The organism is Thermoflexus sp. (assembly GCF_042408815.1).
GTDB lineage: Bacteria > Chloroflexota > Anaerolineae > Thermoflexales > Thermoflexaceae > Thermoflexus.
In genome coordinates, this window is sequence record NZ_JBHOQR010000005.1 from 1 (window position 1) to 16,231 (window position 16,231).

Annotated in this window: 15 protein-coding genes; 8 read left to right on the plus strand and 7 right to left on the minus strand. The window is 65.5% G+C overall.

From position 1 onward, the window contains the following. The 8 genes from ACFMO3_RS02900 to ACFMO3_RS02935 form a co-directional block, all read left to right on the plus strand. Positions 1 to 604 (plus strand): DNA translocase FtsK (locus tag ACFMO3_RS02900; RefSeq protein ID WP_376788936.1); only part of this gene is annotated, 604 nt, incomplete at its 5' end. 374 nt (positions 605 to 978) lie between these two features. Next, positions 979 to 2,679, plus strand: coding sequence for a transcription termination factor NusA (gene nusA, locus ACFMO3_RS02905; protein WP_376788937.1), 1,701 nt, complete (start codon positions 979 to 981; stop codon positions 2,677 to 2,679). A 373-nt stretch (positions 2,680 to 3,052) separates the two neighbouring features. Next, positions 3,053 to 3,337 (plus strand): RNase P modulator RnpM, encoded by a 285-nt coding sequence (rnpM, locus tag ACFMO3_RS02910; protein ID WP_376788938.1) that lies wholly within the window; start codon positions 3,053 to 3,055, stop codon positions 3,335 to 3,337. 197 nt (positions 3,338 to 3,534) lie between these two features. Beyond that, the gene (infB, locus tag ACFMO3_RS02915; RefSeq protein WP_376788939.1) at positions 3,535 to 5,322 is read left to right on the plus strand and encodes a translation initiation factor IF-2; all 1,788 of its coding nucleotides are present in this window, start codon (positions 3,535 to 3,537) and stop codon (positions 5,320 to 5,322) included. A gap of 278 nt (positions 5,323 to 5,600) precedes the next feature. Beyond that, positions 5,601 to 6,074, plus strand: a complete 474-nt coding sequence (gene greA / locus ACFMO3_RS02920; protein ID WP_376788940.1) for a transcription elongation factor GreA — start codon at positions 5,601 to 5,603, stop codon at positions 6,072 to 6,074. Between the two features lie 10 nt (positions 6,075 to 6,084). Continuing rightward, on the plus strand, positions 6,085 to 7,602 hold the full coding sequence (gene lysS, locus ACFMO3_RS02925; protein WP_376788941.1) for a lysine--tRNA ligase: 1,518 nt from the start codon (positions 6,085 to 6,087) through the stop codon (positions 7,600 to 7,602). Positions 7,603 to 7,819: 217 nt separating this feature from the next. Further along, complete coding sequence (locus tag ACFMO3_RS02930) at positions 7,820 to 8,332, plus strand: Mut7-C RNAse domain-containing protein (RefSeq protein WP_376788942.1); 513 nt, start codon at positions 7,820 to 7,822, stop codon at positions 8,330 to 8,332. Positions 8,333 to 8,378: 46 nt separating this feature from the next. Continuing rightward, a complete protein-coding gene (locus ACFMO3_RS02935; protein WP_376788943.1) occupies positions 8,379 to 9,137 on the plus strand; it encodes a hypothetical protein in 759 nt (252 codons plus the stop codon). A 35-nt stretch (positions 9,138 to 9,172) separates the two neighbouring features. On the opposite strand, the gene ACFMO3_RS02940 is transcribed toward ACFMO3_RS02935, so the two are convergent. The 7 genes from ACFMO3_RS02940 to ACFMO3_RS02970 all read right to left on the minus strand — a co-directional run bounded on the left by ACFMO3_RS02940 (position 9,173) and on the right by ACFMO3_RS02970 (position 16,103). Continuing rightward, positions 9,173 to 10,573: an MATE family efflux transporter gene (locus ACFMO3_RS02940; RefSeq protein ID WP_376788944.1), complete on the minus strand. Its 1,401-nt coding sequence runs from the start codon at positions 10,571 to 10,573 to the stop codon at positions 9,173 to 9,175. A 35-nt stretch (positions 10,574 to 10,608) separates the two neighbouring features. After that, entirely contained in the window at positions 10,609 to 11,097 is a 489-nt protein-coding gene (locus tag ACFMO3_RS02945) for an SH3 domain-containing protein (protein WP_376788945.1), read from the minus strand. Positions 11,098 to 11,466: 369 nt separating this feature from the next. Further along, positions 11,467 to 12,678, minus strand: coding sequence for a LysM peptidoglycan-binding domain-containing protein (locus ACFMO3_RS02950; protein WP_376788946.1), 1,212 nt, complete (start codon positions 12,676 to 12,678; stop codon positions 11,467 to 11,469). Beyond that, the gene (locus ACFMO3_RS02955) at positions 12,636 to 13,022 is read right to left on the minus strand and encodes a DUF192 domain-containing protein (RefSeq protein WP_376788947.1); all 387 of its coding nucleotides are present in this window, start codon (positions 13,020 to 13,022) and stop codon (positions 12,636 to 12,638) included. The genes ACFMO3_RS02950 and ACFMO3_RS02955 overlap by 43 nt, the downstream gene beginning before the upstream one ends. After that, positions 12,997 to 14,478, minus strand: coding sequence for a nucleoside triphosphate pyrophosphohydrolase (mazG, locus tag ACFMO3_RS02960; RefSeq protein WP_376788948.1), 1,482 nt, complete (start codon positions 14,476 to 14,478; stop codon positions 12,997 to 12,999). Before mazG ends, ACFMO3_RS02955 begins: the two co-directional genes overlap by 26 nt. Before the next feature lie 24 nt (positions 14,479 to 14,502). Next, a complete protein-coding gene (locus ACFMO3_RS02965) occupies positions 14,503 to 15,858 on the minus strand; it encodes a M16 family metallopeptidase (RefSeq protein ID WP_376788949.1) in 1,356 nt (451 codons plus the stop codon). A gap of 5 nt (positions 15,859 to 15,863) precedes the next feature. Then, on the minus strand, positions 15,864 to 16,103 hold the full coding sequence (locus ACFMO3_RS02970; protein WP_376788950.1) for a hypothetical protein: 240 nt from the start codon (positions 16,101 to 16,103) through the stop codon (positions 15,864 to 15,866). Between the last annotated feature and the right edge of the window lie 128 nt (positions 16,104 to 16,231).

Consider the following 16,231-nt stretch of genomic DNA (forward strand, 5'->3'; position numbering starts at 1 on the left):
AGCGACCGGCATCCATCTGGTGATCGCCACCCAGCGCCCCAGCGTGGATGTGGTGACCGGGCTGATCAAGGCCAACTTCCCGGCCCGCATCGCCTTCGCGGTGGCCTCCTCCGTGGACTCCCGGGTGATCCTGGACACACCGGGAGCGGAGACCCTGCTGGGGCGCGGGGATATGCTCTTCCTGCCGCCGGATCTGGGGAAGCCGGTTCGGGTTCAGGGCGCCTATGTTTCGGATGGCGAGGTGGAGCGGGTGGTGCGGTTCTGGCAGGAGCGTTACGCGGATGAGCGGCCGGAGCCTGCCCCATGGGAAGGGATGGTGACTCCCTTGGAGGTGGGGAGCGGCCGTTCGGTGAGCCGTGGCGAATTCGAGGAAGAGGACGAAGAGGCCCTGTTGCGAGAGGCAATCGAGATCATCAAGCGTCATCGTGGGGCGTCCACTTCCTTGCTTCAGCGAAAGCTGCGCATCGGCTATCCCAAGGCCGCTCGCCTCATCGACCGCTTAGAGGAGCTGGGGATCATCGGCCCGCTGGAGCCCAGCGGCCGCCTGCGTCCGCTCCTCATCCCGGAGAACTGGGAACCGCCGCCGGACTGGCTCCGGCGATAGAGGACCGGGTTCCGAAGCGGAGAAGCCCCCATGAGGTTTTCGCAACTCCTCTCTCCGCCTTGCTTTCCTTGACGTTTTGGCGGACTACATTTAAAATGTAAAACAGAAGCGGCACGGTGGATTTGCGGCTGGAGTTCGGGAGGAAAGACAGGCTCTCCCAGGGTGTCTGCAGACCTTATAGCGGATTCCACTGTCGGAAGATCCCTTAGGATGAACAGGGGCGCGATCAGGCGCCCCTGTGTTGTTCCTATGGGGATGTGAGGATAATGGAAGGAGCTGCCTTCAGGGGCCTGTTGAGCCCTCCGAACCCGGGTGGGATCCACCGCGCCCTCTTGAGAGCGAATGATCGAATATGCAGAAAGAGGAGCTACCGAATGGCGAAGAGCGAGCTCCTGCTGGCCGTGAATCAGATCGCCGCCGATCGGAACCTTCCTCGGGAGGTGGTCTTGGAGGTCCTGAAGGGGGCCCTGGCCACCGTGTTCCGTCGGATGACCGATATGGGAAGTGCCCAGGCCGTCGATGTGGAGATCGATCTCGAAAACGGCCAGGTTCGCGTTTTCCTCCAGAAGACGGTCGTGGAAACCGTTAAGGATCCTCGCCATGAGATCTCTCTGGAGGACGCCCGACGGATCCGTCCCGACGTTCGGGTGGGGGAGACGATCCGCGTGGACGTCACGCCGGATAATTTCGCGCAGCGGATCGCGGCCCAGAATGTGCGACAGATCATCCTGCAACGCATCCGTGAGGCGGAGCGGGAACATCTTTACCGCTACTTCTCCGAACAGGAAGGCGAGATCGTCCACGGGGTGGTTCAGGCCGTCACCCCCCAGGGGGCAACGGTCCTGCTGGCCCAGGGGCGGGCGGAGGCGATTCTGCCTCGCAATCAGATGGTGCCCGGAGAGCGGCTCCAGCCCCATCAGCGGATCCGCGCCTATCTGGCAGAGGTCCGGCAAACGCCCCGAGGGCCGCAGCTGATCCTTTCCCGGACCCATAAAAACATGATCCGGCGGCTGCTGGAGACCGAGGTGCCGGAGATCTACAACGGCCTGGTGGAGATCAAGGCGATCGCCCGCGAGCCGGGCCAACGCACGAAAGTGGCCGTGGCGGCCACGCAGCCGAACATCGACGCGGTGGGGGCATGCGTTGGCCAGCGCGGCATGCGGATCCAGAACCTGGTCCACGAGCTGGGCGGCGAGAAAATCGATGTGATCGAGTGGCATCCGGATCCTGCCATCTTCATTGCAAAAGCCCTGAGCCCGGCCCGGGTGCTCACGGTGCATCTGTTCGAGGAAAAGCGCTCGGAGCGGACCGCCCAGGTGGTGGTGCCGGATGATCAGCTCTCTCTGGCCATCGGACGGGAGGGCCTGAACGCCCGGCTGGCGGCCCGCCTCACCGGCTGGCGGATCGATATCCACAGCCTCACGGAAGCCCTGGAGCAGTGGCTCCCTCGGGTGGAAGACCCCGAGCTGCGGGAGCGCATGGGCGAGGCCGCCCGCTTGATCCCTGCCATGCGGGAGGCGCTGGCCCGTCATAAGAGCCAGCCCGGCCTGCCCTGGAACGCCGATGAGCTCCAGGAGGCCCGGACTTTCCTGGAGGCCGCTTATCAGGCCTATATGGCACGGCGGGAGGCGGAGCGGGCCCGGCGCAAGGCGCAGAAAGCCGCCCGCGCAGAGGCTCCGGAAATCCCGCCGGAGAAACGGGAGCCCGCTCCTCAGGAGGCGGAGGAGGTTCCCGCTCCTGAGCCGGTGCCGGCATCGGAGTCGGCCCCATCGATTTCGGAAGCCGTTCTGGAGCCAGTTGCCCTGGAGTCCGCGGAGACGGAAATCCCCGGAAGCGGGGAACTCCACCCGGAGATTCAAGCTCCCCTCGAGGCTCCCCCTATCCCGGAGCCCGTAGGGATTGAGGAAACCGAAGACGAGGAAGAGGAAGAGGAAGAAGAAGAGGAGCTCCGACGGCGCAAGAAGGCCAGCAAGGGAAAGGAGCGCCGGCGGGTCCGTTATGAGATCGACTATGAGGACGAAACCTGGCTGAGGCGGATGCGTGGCGGGCGGGTGCGCGACTGGCTGGAGGAATGAGGTGGGGGATGAGCGGAAGGAGCCGATCCTGGATCCGTATGGGGTGCGGATGGGGGGCTGGACGCTGGAGCGCTACCCGGCGGAGGCTCCCGAAAGCCCGATCTGGGGGTTCGTGCGCGGGAAGATCGGGAGGCATCCGCTGAGTGGACAAGTAGGACATGGGTCAGACGGTCCATTTCGTGCTCCTGGCCGGTTCCACCGTGGAGGTGGACCGGATCTTCGGATGAAGGCTCGTCATCCAATTCGGCGTGGAGCGCGGGTGGCGCAGCGGGCTTCCTACGGGGAACTTTTCGGATTGGGCCGTTCTCTTCAGGATCCCGCGTGACGCGGGCCGTCCCGTCTATGAGATAAGTCTTACGGGCATGGAACCCAGATGGCGCGGAAGCATATCCCTCAACGCACGTGCGTGGGCTGCCGGCAGGTGCAGGCGAAGCGGGAGATGATCCGCATCGTCCGCACGCCGGAGGGCCGCGTGGAGGTCGATCCGACAGGGAAGAAATCCGGTCGGGGAGCTTACCTGCATCCCCGGCGTTCCTGCTGGGAGCGGGCCCTGAAGGATGGGCGCCTGGAATATGCCCTGCGGATCGAGGCGCTGCGGGAGGAGGACCGCATGGCGCTGGTGGCCTATGCCGCGACCCTGCCGGAGAATGAAGGGTGATGCGACCCTGAGGGAGATCGCCGGAGGACGCTTCGGGGCTTGGGCAGGCGGCAGGGCATCCTGGATTGGATCCACCGGCACGGTCGGCGAGGGCCACCGTGCCGGCTTTTTTATCCGCAGGACCTGTGCCTGGATCCTGGATAAGCGAACAGGATCCAGAGGGGGAGGACCTATCCTGTTTCGTGAGGAGGTAGGGGATGCGACAGAACGGACGGAAAGAGATCGAGATCCCGGCGAGCATTACAGTGCGCGAGCTGGCTGCGCTGATGTCGGTGAGCCCTATCGATGTCATCAAGGTCCTCATGCACAACGGCATTATGGCCAGCATCAATCAGCGCATCGATTATGAAACGGCGGCCCTGGTGGCCCATGAGTTCGGCTTTGAACCCCGGGAGCAGCGGCCGCCGGAGGCCGCGGAAGAGGAAGGCCCTTCGCTGCTCTGGGAGCGCCTCTATGCCGGGGAAGATCCCTCCAAACTGAAGCCGCGGCCGCCCGTCGTGGTGGTCCTCGGCCACGTGGATCATGGGAAGACCACCCTGCTGGACGCCATCCGCCGCACGAATGTGGCGGCCCAGGAGGTGGGGCAGATCACGCAGCGGATCGGCGCCTATCAGGTGGAATACAACGGGCGGAAGATCACCTTCCTGGATACGCCGGGCCACGAGGCGTTCACCCAGATGCGGGCCCGGGGCGCCCAGGTGACCGATATCGCTGTCCTGGTGGTGGCCGCCGATGATGGGGTGATGCCCCAGACCCGCGAGGCGCTGGCCCACGCCCGGGCCGCCCGATTGCCGGTGATCGTGGCCCTCAACAAGATCGATAAGCCCACCGCCAACGTGGAGCGCGTGATGAGCCAGCTCTCGGAGCTCGGCCTGGTTCCCCAGGAATACGGTGGGGACACCATCGTGGTGAAGGTCTCGGCCAAGCAGCGCATCGGCATCGAGGATCTCCTGGAGGCGATCCTGTTAGTGGCGGAGACCCGGGAGATCAAAGCCAATCCAGATCGCCCGGCGATGGGCACGGTGATCGACGCCCGAGTGGATAAGCGAGGGCCGGTGGCCACCCTGCTGGTGCAGAACGGCACTCTCAAACAGGGAGACATGATCGTCGCCGGTGCCACTTACGGTCGGGTCCGCGCTATGTTTGACGACCGGGGCCGTCCCTTGAAGAAGGCACTCCCCTCCACGCCGGTGGAGGTCCTGGGGCTCTCGGATGTGCCGGAGGCAGGAGACTTCTTCGAGGTGGTGGAAAACGAGCGCCAGGCCCGGGAACTGGCGGAGCGGCGGGCGGCCGAGCGCCAGCGACAACGCCAGGTCCGGCGGATGAGCCTGGAAGACCTTTACCGCCGCATGCAGTCGGGAAAGGTTCGCGAATTCAATGTCATCGTCAAGACGGACGTCCAAGGATCCATTGAGCCGATCATCAGCCTCTTGCAGCGGCTGGTGGAGAAGCACGCCCGGGATCAGCTCCAACTGAACGTCCTCCACGCCGATGCCGGCGAGGTCAGCGTCTCGGATGTCACCCTGGCGGCCGCCTCCGACGCCATCATCATCGGATTCAACGTCCCGGTGGATGCGGCGGCGAAGCGGCTGGCGGAGAGCGAGGGGGTGGATATCCGGCTTTACCATGTGATCTACCACATCGAGGAGGACCTGGAGAAGGCCCTGAAGGGCATGCTGGCCCCCGCCATCCAGGAACGAATCCTGGGCCACGCCGAGGTCCGTCAGGTCTTCAAGGTGCGGGGGGGCCAGGTGGCGGGCTGTTACGTCCGGGATGGCGAGATCCGGCGGAACGCCCTGGTGCGGGTCCTGCGGGGCGGCCAGAAGATCCACGAAGGCCGTATCGCCTCCCTCAAGCGTTACAAGGACGATGTCACCGAGGTCCGCGCGGGCTACGAATGCGGGATCGGACTGGAGGGATTCCACGATTTCGCCCCAGGGGATGTCCTGGAGTGCTTCATCCGGGAGGAAATCGCAGCGGCATAGCGGGCCCCAGTTGGCCGAACTTCCAGATGGGGGGGAGAGACGGATCGGGCCCCCAGCCCGGTGAGCCGCGGGGAGGGAAACCCCCAAGGCCGGATCGCCCGGGGGACCCTTTCTTGTTTCCCCCCTAGAGGCATGCTATAATGGGGACGCTATCCGGAGGATGACCGGGATCAAGCGACAAGTTTCAACAAACAGGGCGCCTGAACGGGCGCTCTTTCTGTTTATCATCTTGCTGTCCATGGGATATCGCCGCGAAAACTATACTCTTGCGAGGACCTATGAGCGAGCAACCGATCTATCTAACCCGTGAGGGTTATCAGAAACTCCTCGAAGAGCTGGAGTATCTCCGTACAGTCCGGCGCCAGGAGATCGCCAAGCGACTGAACCTGGCGATGGACGAAGGCAATTATGATGAAAACGCCGAATACGAGGCCGCCAAGACGGAGCAGGCGTTTGTGGAAGGCCGCATCATGATGCTGGAGTCCATGCTCCGCCGGGCGGTGATCATTGAGGAAACCAAAGGCCCTAAAACCTTCGTCACCCTGGGGAGCTGGGTGACCATTCAGGAGGAGGGCAGCTCCACCCCAGAGCGCTATCAGGTGGTCGGCTCGGCCGAGGCGGACCCCGCTCGAGGCCGGATCTCCAATGAGTCCCCACTGGGGCAGGCGCTCCTGGGGCGCCAGGTGGGGGATGTGATCACCGTCAACGCCCCAGATGGGGTTCTGCGTTTCCGCATCCTCCGCATCGAATAGGTTTCCGACAATGGCCCTCTTTCGAGAGATTGTCCGCCGCCGTCTGGAAAAGGTCGCCCGCCTCCGGGCCCAGGGCATCGATCCGTATCCGCCGCGTTCGCGGCGCACCCACACCAGCGCGCAGGCGATCCGAGCCTTTCAGGCTGTCGAGGCCGGCGAGGAAACCGTGGAGGCGGTAGTCGCCGGGCGCCTCACGGCGATCCGGGTAATGGGGAAAGTGACCTTCGCAGACCTCCACGACGGTGACGGTCGTCTCCAGCTGTTCCTCCGCTACGATGACTTGGGCGAGGAGCGTTATCGTTTCTTCCAGGAATTTTTCGACCTGGGCGATTTCATCGAGGCGGAAGGAACAATGATGCGCACCCGGACCGGGGAGATCTCCCTGCGGGTTCGGGATTTCCGCATGCTGGCCAAGGCGATCTACCCGCCCCCCTCCCGCTGGCACGGCCTGAAGGATGTGGAGACTCGTTACCGGCGTCGCTACCTGGACCTGATGATGAACCCGGAGGTTCGGGAGATCTTCCGCACCCGCGCAGCCCTCGTCCGAGCCATACGGACCTTCCTGGACGAACGGGGGTTCATCGAAGTGGAGACGCCGATCCTGCAGCCGATTTACGGCGGGGCCTCCGCTCGCCCCTTCGTGACTTATCACAACGAGCTAAAGCAGCAACTCTACCTGCGGATCAGCTTTGAGCTCTACCTCAAGCGCCTGCTCGTGGGGATGTTCGAGCGGGTATATGAGATCGGCCGCGATTTCCGCAACGAGGGGATTTCCTTCAAGCACAATCCGGAATTCACTCAGATGGAATGCTACGTGGCCTACGCCGATTATGAGGAGATGATGCGACTGACGGAGGAGCTGATCGCCTTCGCCGCCGATCGGGTGCTGGGGCGCCGCACTCTGGTTTACCAGGGCCACGAGATCGATCTCAATCCGCCTTGGCGCCGCCTCCCCCTCCGGGAGGCCATCCTGGAGTTCGCGGGGATCGACATCGCTCAGTATCCCACCCGCGAATCCCTGGCCGCCGTGATGGCAGCCCGCGGCATCGAGGTCGACCCTCGCGCCAGCCGGGGCAAGCTGATCGATGCCCTGATCTCGAAGTTCGTAGAGCCCCATCTCATCCAGCCGACTTTCGTCTATGATTACCCTCGGGAGATCTCGCCCCTGGCCAAGGCCCGCCCAGACGATCCGGAGACGGTGGAACGTTTCGAGGGATTCATCGGAGGCATGGAGATCTGCAATGCCTTCACAGAGCTGAACGACCCGCTGGATCAGGAGCAACGGTTCCTGGAACAGGGACGGGCGCGCGAGGCTGGAGATGAGGAGGCGCACCCAATGGATGAGGACTACCTGGATGCGATGCGCTACGGGATGCCTCCGAACGGAGGCCTGGGGGTGGGAATCGACCGTCTGACCATGCTCTTCACGGACCGGCGTTCGATCCGGGAGGTGATCCTGTTCCCGCACCTTCGGCCCCGGGAGCGCCGTCAGGAGGAGGCCGAACTGGAGGAACTGGCCGAAGGTTAACGCACGAGAGGGCGTTCCCCCAGACCGGCTGCGATCGCGGCTGGACCTGCACTGTAGGCCCTGAATGATGGAAGGCGGGAAAACTCTTCCCCCCTCCCGCGGGGGAGATCAATGCTATTATTCTCCCGCAGGCCATTGAGGGGTGCTGGGGAGAATCAAAGAAGGATGAGGGAACGTCTGCCACAAAGATGCGCCGCCGATCCCTGAGGGGGCCGCGATGAGTCCGCTGGAAAACCATCGTTCCGCCCGCTTTGTGGCCGATACGATGCTCGGCCGCTTGGCCAAGTGGTTGCGGATCTTGGGTTACGATACCCACTACGATCCCTCCCTCGATGACGACGCCCTGTTGCGCATCGCCCAGACGGAGGATCGCATCCTGCTCACCCGGGATCATGCCCTGGCTCGCCGGGCAGGACCCCATGCGTTCTTGGTAGACCACGAGGACCTCATTCAGCAGCTGCGGGCCATCCGGGAGCAGTTCGGGGAGCCTGCAGACGTCCCGTTCTCCCGCTGCCCGGTGTGCAACACCCGCCTGACCCCCGTCCCACGGGAAGCAGTGGCCTCCTGTGTCCCGGCTTTCGTCTGGCGGCAGTATGAACGTTTCCACCGTTGCCCGGAATGCGGCCGCGTGTATTGGCCCGGCACGCATTTTGAGCGGATGCGGTCCGTGCTGAAAGCCCTGGAGATCCATGACCTCGGGCTCGATGATGGCCGAGGTCTCAGAGCCTGACTTCAGATCTCCCATGCGGGCGGGCGAGGGAAGGGGCTTCCCGCTCTTGGTTTTATTCGGAAAAGGGGAAGCCACGCTCATCCTAACGGCGGCGTGGGTAGCCGCTGGCCACCCATCCCCGGGGCCCTGGCTGCTAGGGGCATGGCTGCTCACGGAAGCCGGATGGCCAGCGCTGCGCCGGCTGTTGCTCGAACGTTATGGAGAGGGCAGGCACCTCTCCTCAGACCTCCCCCCATTTTCCCTGCCCTATCTCCGCTCCGATAGCCCGGCGGATCTCTTCCTTCGAACGATCGGGCAGCTGGTCCGGGAGATCCGGACGCGGGCCCGGGGAGATCCAGAATTCCTGGCCACCCTAGGGACAGCACTCGCTGCCCTCGGAATCGGGATCGGGCTAGTGGGGGGCATCGGGGCATGGTTGACCCTTGGGGTTGGGGTCTCTCTCCTCCTTGGGCGGCGTCTGGGCCATCCGGGGATCGGGGAGGGAATCTGGCGGTGGGTCTTCGGCGCCTTTCCCTGGTGGTTGGGGCTGGCCGGTGGGAGCCCCTCAGCGCCCGCCCTGGTGGCGGGGATCCTAATCGGCCTGGCCTGGGTGGGGTTTCCATATCCGGCAGTCGGATGGGTCGCTTGGCCCTTGTGGGTCGCCTGGGCCGTGGCCCTGAGTCATGGACCCGGAGCTTATGGCCTGGCACTCATCGGTCTACTGCTTCAGGAAGATCGGGTCTGCCGTTCCCGTCGCGCCCAAGGAATCCTGTGGGCTCTCGCGCTGATCCTTACCATCTGGATCGTGCGGACGCTTCCGGCTTAGAGAGTTCGGAAGGGCTTCCGCCCTAGCCTTCCGCCTCAAACTCGAACACGCTCCCAGGCTCCGCCGATGAACCGCCATGCGAACAGCAACGCCCGCACCGCGAAATCCGCCAGCATGCCCAGCCAGGCGCCGGGCAGCCCCCAGCCCAGCCCATAGGCGAGGAGGATCGCGATGGGAAGACGAACGACCCAGATGGATGTGGCCGTGACCAACAGCGTGTAACGGGTATCCCCGGCCCCTCGCAACGCGCCGGAGAACACAAAGCTGACCGCCATGGCCGGCTGGATCAGCGCGGTGATCCGCAGGGCCGCCGCGCCCTGAGCGATGACCTCCGGATCTTCGGTGAACAGATTCACCAGCAAGGGCCCCCCCAGGGCCAGGGCTAGCCCCATCGTTCCCATCAGGGCCAGCGCCAAGAGGAGGGCAATGAACGTCGCCTTTCTCCCCGCTTCCGGTTGTCGCGCGCCCAGGGCCTGGCCTGTCAGGGTGGAAGCGGCCACGGCGAATCCCCATCCGGGAAGGAAGGAAAGGGACATCACCCGCAGCCCGATCTGATGGGCAGCATACGCGGCCGTCCCCAGGGCAGTGATCACGCCGGTTAGATTCAGCAGAGCCAGCTGCAGCAGCAATTGTTCCGCTCCCGCCGGCAGCCCAACCCGGAGGATGCGCTGCAGCACCTCCCCTTCGAGCCTTAACCCGCGATGCGGTAGGACCAGACGGGCGGTTCCCCGCCACAACCGCACCCCGACCAGCACTGCCCCCAGGGTCCGGGCCAGGGCCGTCGCTATGCCCAATCCGACGATGCCCAGATGAAAGGGACTCCATGGGCCGGATAGAATCCATGCCAGCGCGGCATTGGCGAAGACCACCACCGCCCAGATGCGCATCGGGGTAAGCGTGTCCCCGGCGCCCCGGAGCGCGGCGTTGCCCACGAAGAGGACAGCTATGGCTGGGAAGGAGAGGGCCACGATGTTCAGATAGGCCCGGGCGGCGGTGCCCACCGCTGGCTCCGCGCCCAGGGCGGCGAACAGCCAGGCTCCGCCGATCCCTGCGAGCCCCATCCCGGCCAGCCCGAGGGCTCCCGCGCCGAGCAGCGCCTGGAGGGTGATCCGGCCGGCCTGATCCCGATCGCCGGCGCCGACGGCGCGGGCTACCAGAGCCGTGGCCCCTACCCCAACGGCGCCGAAGAAGACCGCCACCAGGTTCGTGAGCTGGCCACTCAACCCCACGGCGGCCAGGGCGATGGTTCCCAGATGCCCAGCGAGGTAGGCATCGGTCCAGTCCACCACAATGTTCAACAGTTGCTCCAGGACCGCCGGCCAGGCCAACCCGAGCACGACCTTCAGCGTCATGGTCCAGGGGGCCGGAACGCCCCGATGGACACGGCGAGCAATCCCAAGCCCAGCCGGGGCGCGTCGGATTTCACGGAACGGCATGGCCCTACTCCCTTCGGATGCCGTAGCAGGGGACGCTATGGCCCATAGGACGGTGTGAGATAGGCGCCCGCCGCCCAGCCCCGTTCTCCGGTCCGTGGATCCTCCAGCTGCCACCAGGTCAATCCATCCGCTTCCTCCGGGCCACCGACCACCCGCATGATTGTCCCTTCGGGAAGAAATCGGATCCGCTCCGCCTGCAGACTGGGAGCCCGACGGAAACTCAGCCCCTGCTCGCCGGCCCCGCTCACCTTTACGAAGATTCCCACCTGGACAGCGGCGGGGAGGGTCGGCGTGGGCGTAGGCGCCGGAGGAGTGGGGCTGGGGCGTGGAGAGGGGGTCCATGTCGGCCGCGGCGTGGCGGTGGGCGGGCCGCTCAGCGCGCCCGCCATGGATCGCTGGAGCTGCCAGAACCCTCCCCCACAGATCAGCAGCGCCGCGAGGAGGGCGCCGAAAAACAGCAACCATTCCGAGGCCCGCAACTCGCCCTCCCCCGGGCGGGGACGCACACGGATCGGCCGCTGCATCGATCCTCCCTCAGCGATGGGCATGATCAATCGTCTCCATTCTACGCCGAACCGAGAGGATAGCCCGTTCCAGCCTCGTCCGGTGGAACCGGAAACGGTTTCCACCGCGGCCTCCGGCAGTTCAGGCCAAAGGGGGCAAGGGCGTTGCCGACCTCCTGGTTGAGGATCGGGGATGATCCCATCCTTGGACGCCAGCGCCATGGTGAAGCGCTATTGGCGGGAAGCAGGGAGCGATGCGGTGGTGCGCCCCACAGAGGCGACTGATCTTGTGGGCACTACCGCCATCACGTATCCCGTGGGGGGAAATGGCGTCGGCCCTGGCCAGGGCCGTAGAGGTTTCCCCGAGAACAGGCCATGAACGCGGCGCCTTTACTCGACCCCTTCCACCCACTGGCGCGGATCAACGGGGATGCCTCGCACTCGGATTTCCCAATGCAGGTGGGCACCGGTGGAGAGACCGGTGTTCCCCACATAGCCCAGCAAATCCCCCGCCTTCACCCGCTGCCCGGTTTGAACAGCCACCGCGCTGAGGTGCCAGTAACCGCTACATACCCCCCAGCCGTGTCGCAGGATCACAGCGTTGCCCCGCACAACCAGCGGCCCGGCGAAGGCGACCACGCCGTCGGCCGGCGCATAAACCGATGTCCCGACGGTTCCCCGCAGGTCCAGGCCCTCATGGTAACTGGTGTAAGGCCCCCCATTATACGAACGCCGGGTGCCAAAGGGAGAGGTCACCTCGGGGTTCGCCACCGGATACCGGAAGGGGCCGCTCCAGCGCCGCTCGGGCTCGAAGGGCGTGCAGGCGGCCAGCACCTTCTCCTGCTCCTCCCGAATCCGCCGGGGGTCGAGGAGACTCTGGCGATCCGGCGGCAGGCGGATCGCTTCCCGCCCATAAGGCCCGGCGGCCACCCGCACCTGGAGGTGGACGCGCACCGTCTGACCGTCGGAGCGGCGGGCGGTGAGGGCCAGGGGATATACTCCGGGGGCCTGCATCGCCGGCACGGCCAGCAGCCCTTCCCCGCCCTCCGCCGTCGGCGCCAGGGGATAGTTCACGCCCAGAAAGGCCGCCTCCAGTGCCGCCGGTTCAGAGAGGCGAACGCGCACCGGGAACACCCGTCCCTGGATCGCTGGAGCGGCGCCCACCTCGATCTCCACAAACGGCGAGGGCCAGACAGTGGAAGCGCCCGGGGCTTCCTCTGGGACCCGAAGGACCTGTCCGGCGAAAATCCAGTTGGGGCTGTTCAGATTGTTCAAGGCCATCAGGCGCGCCACTGTAGTGCCATAGCGCAACGCGATGCGATACAGGGTCTCCCCGGGTTGAACAATATGAATCCGTCCAGGGGAAGGGGCGGAGGCGCCGGCGGGGATGAGGAGAACCTGTCCCACATAGATCAGGTTGGGATTGGTCAGGCCGTTGGCCGCCTCGATCTCCGACACGGTGGTCCCGAAGCGCGCTGCGATGCGGGTGAGGGTATCTCCGGGTTGCACGGTGTAGCGGACCGGCTCCTGAGCGAGGGCGGGCCGAGCCAACGCGAGGCTCAAAGCCAGCCCCATCCGGATTCCCCAGCCTCCTCGCGCCATGTCCAAACCTCCCCGATCCGGGCGTGGGTCAGCAAACCGACGGGACCTTCAATCAGGTAGCGGGCTGGGCGCGGGGGGATATACACCCGGAAGGGACGAGCTTCCACCGCGTGGACGATCCGCCCGGCCTCATCCAGCCAGATGGCGGCGATGGGAAAGAACACGAAGAACATATGGATGGCGGTTTCCCACCGGCCGGCTCGCGGGAACACGAAGAAGAGACCTTCTTCCTCCATCCGGAGGCGGAACATCCATCCGCGTCCGCGGCACCACCACGAGCGGCAGGGCCGCAGCCGGGCCAGCAGCCGTCCGTCCGGGTCATAGAGAAGAATCCGCATGGCCATCGGGCGCGCCTGGGGAAGCTGCCTGCTTCACCTGAGCCCACAACGCCTCCATTTCTTCCGGCGAGAGCTCCTGGAGCCGCCGGCCCTGCGCGGCGACAATGGCCTCCATCTGACGGAACCGGCGCGCGAAGCGGGCGTTGGCCTCCCGCAAGGCCGCCTCCGGATCGATCCCCCAGTGCCGGGCGAGCTGCGCCAGGGTGAAGAGCAGATCCCCAAACTCCGCCGCCCGATGGACCAGATCCGCCGCGGCGGCGATCTCTCGCAGCTCCTCCTGGAGCTTCTCAAGCACCCCCTCGGCGTCCGACCAGTCGAACTTCAACCGGGCAGCCCGCTCGCCATAGGCTGCCGCCTGGGCCAGGGCGGGTAGGCCCTTCGGTACCCCATCCAGGATCGAGGCGGCCTGGCCCTGCTCCGCTTTCTCCTGCTGCTTGATCTGCTCCCAGTTCTCCAACACCTGCCGGACGCTGGTGACCCGCAGATCGCCGAACACGTGGGGATGGCGGCGGCGGATCTTCTCATTCACATGGGCGATGACCTCCGCCATCGAGAACTCCCCGCTTTCGACTGCGATCTGGCTATGGAAAACGATCTGCAGCAGGAGATCCCCCAGCTCCTCCTTCAGGCGGCCGGGATCATCCGCGTCCAGCGCCTCCAGGACCTCATAGGCCTCCTCTAGTAGGTTGGCGCGCAAGCTCTGGTGGGTCTGTTCCCGATCCCAGGGACAACCCTCGGGGGAACGGAGATGGGCGATGGTATCTTGGAACGTCTCGAAGGCGCCCGGCCGGGCCAGGGGCGGCACATACAGGGCGGTGAGCGGGGTGAAATCCGAGCGATGGTCCAGCTGATACAGCGGGAAGGTAACCTGCCGGGCCTCTGGAAGCCCCGCGGCGTCGATCAGCGTCACGGGATGCTCCGGAGGATACTGATTCATCAGGGTGAGCTTGAGATCGGCGGCCACCGTCCGGCTGTCCACCTGGGCGATCAGGGCCGGGCGATCGGGATTTAGCGGGGGATGATATCGCTCGGCCAGCTCAAAGGCGTCCGCGATCTGGAGGCCGTCCAGCGCGTCCAGGCCCAGGAGCTCCAGGGCGGTTTCGATGAAGCTGAGGCCGTGAACGATCCGGATGGGGATGCCGGCCCCGGCGGCCAGAGCGCGGATCCGGGCCACGGTCGCTTCCCCCACGAAGGGCGAGCCGGGCACCGCGTAGCAGACGCCCTCCGGCCGCCGGCCCAGCTCCAGGACCGTGTGGGCGATCCGCTCGTAGACCGCCTCCAGGTTCTCCGCTTCCGCGTAGACCGCATCGAAGTCGTAAACCACCAGATGAGGCGGCAGCGCCGCCACTGCCGGATGCCGCCGGGTCCGCACATAGATCTCCCGAAGCCCCTCCAGAACCTCCATCGTCTCCCGGGTCCAGTATCGAGGATCCCCGGGGCCCAAACCCATGATGATGATCACGCCCCATCCTCCCGGGAAAAGAGATCAGATGGGCGCCGCCCGATCCTCCAGCGGATGGGCTATGGTCCGGGGAAGATACCAGCCCACCGTCCGGTTGGCGCGCGTGAGATACGCGCGAGCGACCCGTTGCACGTCCTCGGGGGTCACCTGGCCCAGGCGCTCCAGATAGGTCTCGAACCAGGTGTAATCCGCGAAGATCTCACTCCAGCCATACCAGAAGCCCTGGTTGGTCACCGACTCGCTGCTGTAAGCGAAGTCGGCGCGAGCCTGCTTGAGGGCCTTCGCGAACTCCTCCGGGCGGATGGGCTCGGATTGCAGACGCTGGATCTCGGCATCGATGATCGCCTCCGCCTCTTCCGGATGCCGGCCGGGCTGCAGGGTCACCGTGAGGCTGTAAAGGAAGGGGTCCACGGTGGGGATCAGGCTGCTTCCCACTTCAGCGGCGATCTGCGTCTCCACCAGGGCCCGGTAAAGCCGCGAGGTCTTATTGGACGTGCCGCCGCTGAAGCTGAGGGAACCCGAACCGGCTAGCACGGCGTTCAGGATCACCAGGGGCATAAAGTCCGGATGGCTCGCCTCCGGGGCGTGATACGCGATCTCCAGGTAAGCGGTGTTCCCTTCCCCCTCCACGACCACCCGGCGTTCCCCCCGCTGGGGGGGCTCCGTCACCCGCAGGCGAGGGATCTCCAGGGCCGGGCGGATGCGACTGAAAGCCCGCTCAATGACCCGCAACGCCTCGGGGATGCGGAAATCCCCCACCGCCACCGCGATGGCATTGTTGGGCGCGTAATAAGTCCGGTAATGACGGTAGAGATCCTCCCGCGACATAGTCTGGAGATCCCCCGGCCATCCGATGACCTCGTGGCCGTAAGGATGGGCCTGGAAGGCGAGGGCCTGCACCTGCTCGCTTAACAGGAAAAGGGGATGGTTCTCCGCCCCGTGCCGTTCGGAGAGGATCACCGTGCGCTCCGCCTCCACCTCCTTCGGGTGGAAGAGGGCCTTCGTCATCCGATCGGCCTCGATCTCCGGGGCGATGGTCCACCGATCGGAGGGCAAGGTCTCGAAATAAGCAGTGAAATCCAGCCAGGTCATCCCATTCCAGGCCCCCCCCTCCCGGGAGATTAGACGGTCCAGCGTCCCCTTCGGATAGGTGGGGGTGCCCTTGAAGAGCATATGCTCCACCCAATGGGAGATCCCGGTGAGGCCGGTGGGCTCATCCCGGCTCCCCACCCGATACCAGACCCAGAAGGTGACCACCGGGGCATGGTGCTGCTCTTTCAGCACCACCGTCAGCCCATTGTCCAGCGCCGTTTTCAGAAAACCGTCCCGGCGAACCGGACGGAACCGTCGGGAGATCCGGGAAGCCGATCGCCGCGTCATTGCCTTCACCTCAACAGATGAGGCAGCAGGAAAGCCAGGGCCATCTGGCCGCCGAGGAGGAGCGCGGCCAGAATGCCAATGCGGCGCAGATCCCGCCGCACATAGGAGTAATCATAATTCGCCAGGCTGGATGCCGGCCGTCGGGACGAAGCCGGCAAAGCGGACACCGGGATCTCCCGGGCCGGGGCCGGAACCGCCCGGACCGGGGTGGAAGGGGTGGATCGCACCCGTCGTTTCTTGGCCATTGGGTTCCCCTCCCGTCAGGAAGGTCATTGTCTATGCGGACAGTCCGAACGTCTCCTCCCGCCTCGAGACGGCGGGGGGAGAAGGGAAGAGCCCGGGGGCAGAGCGGCTCGCCGGATCCCGCCCGGTG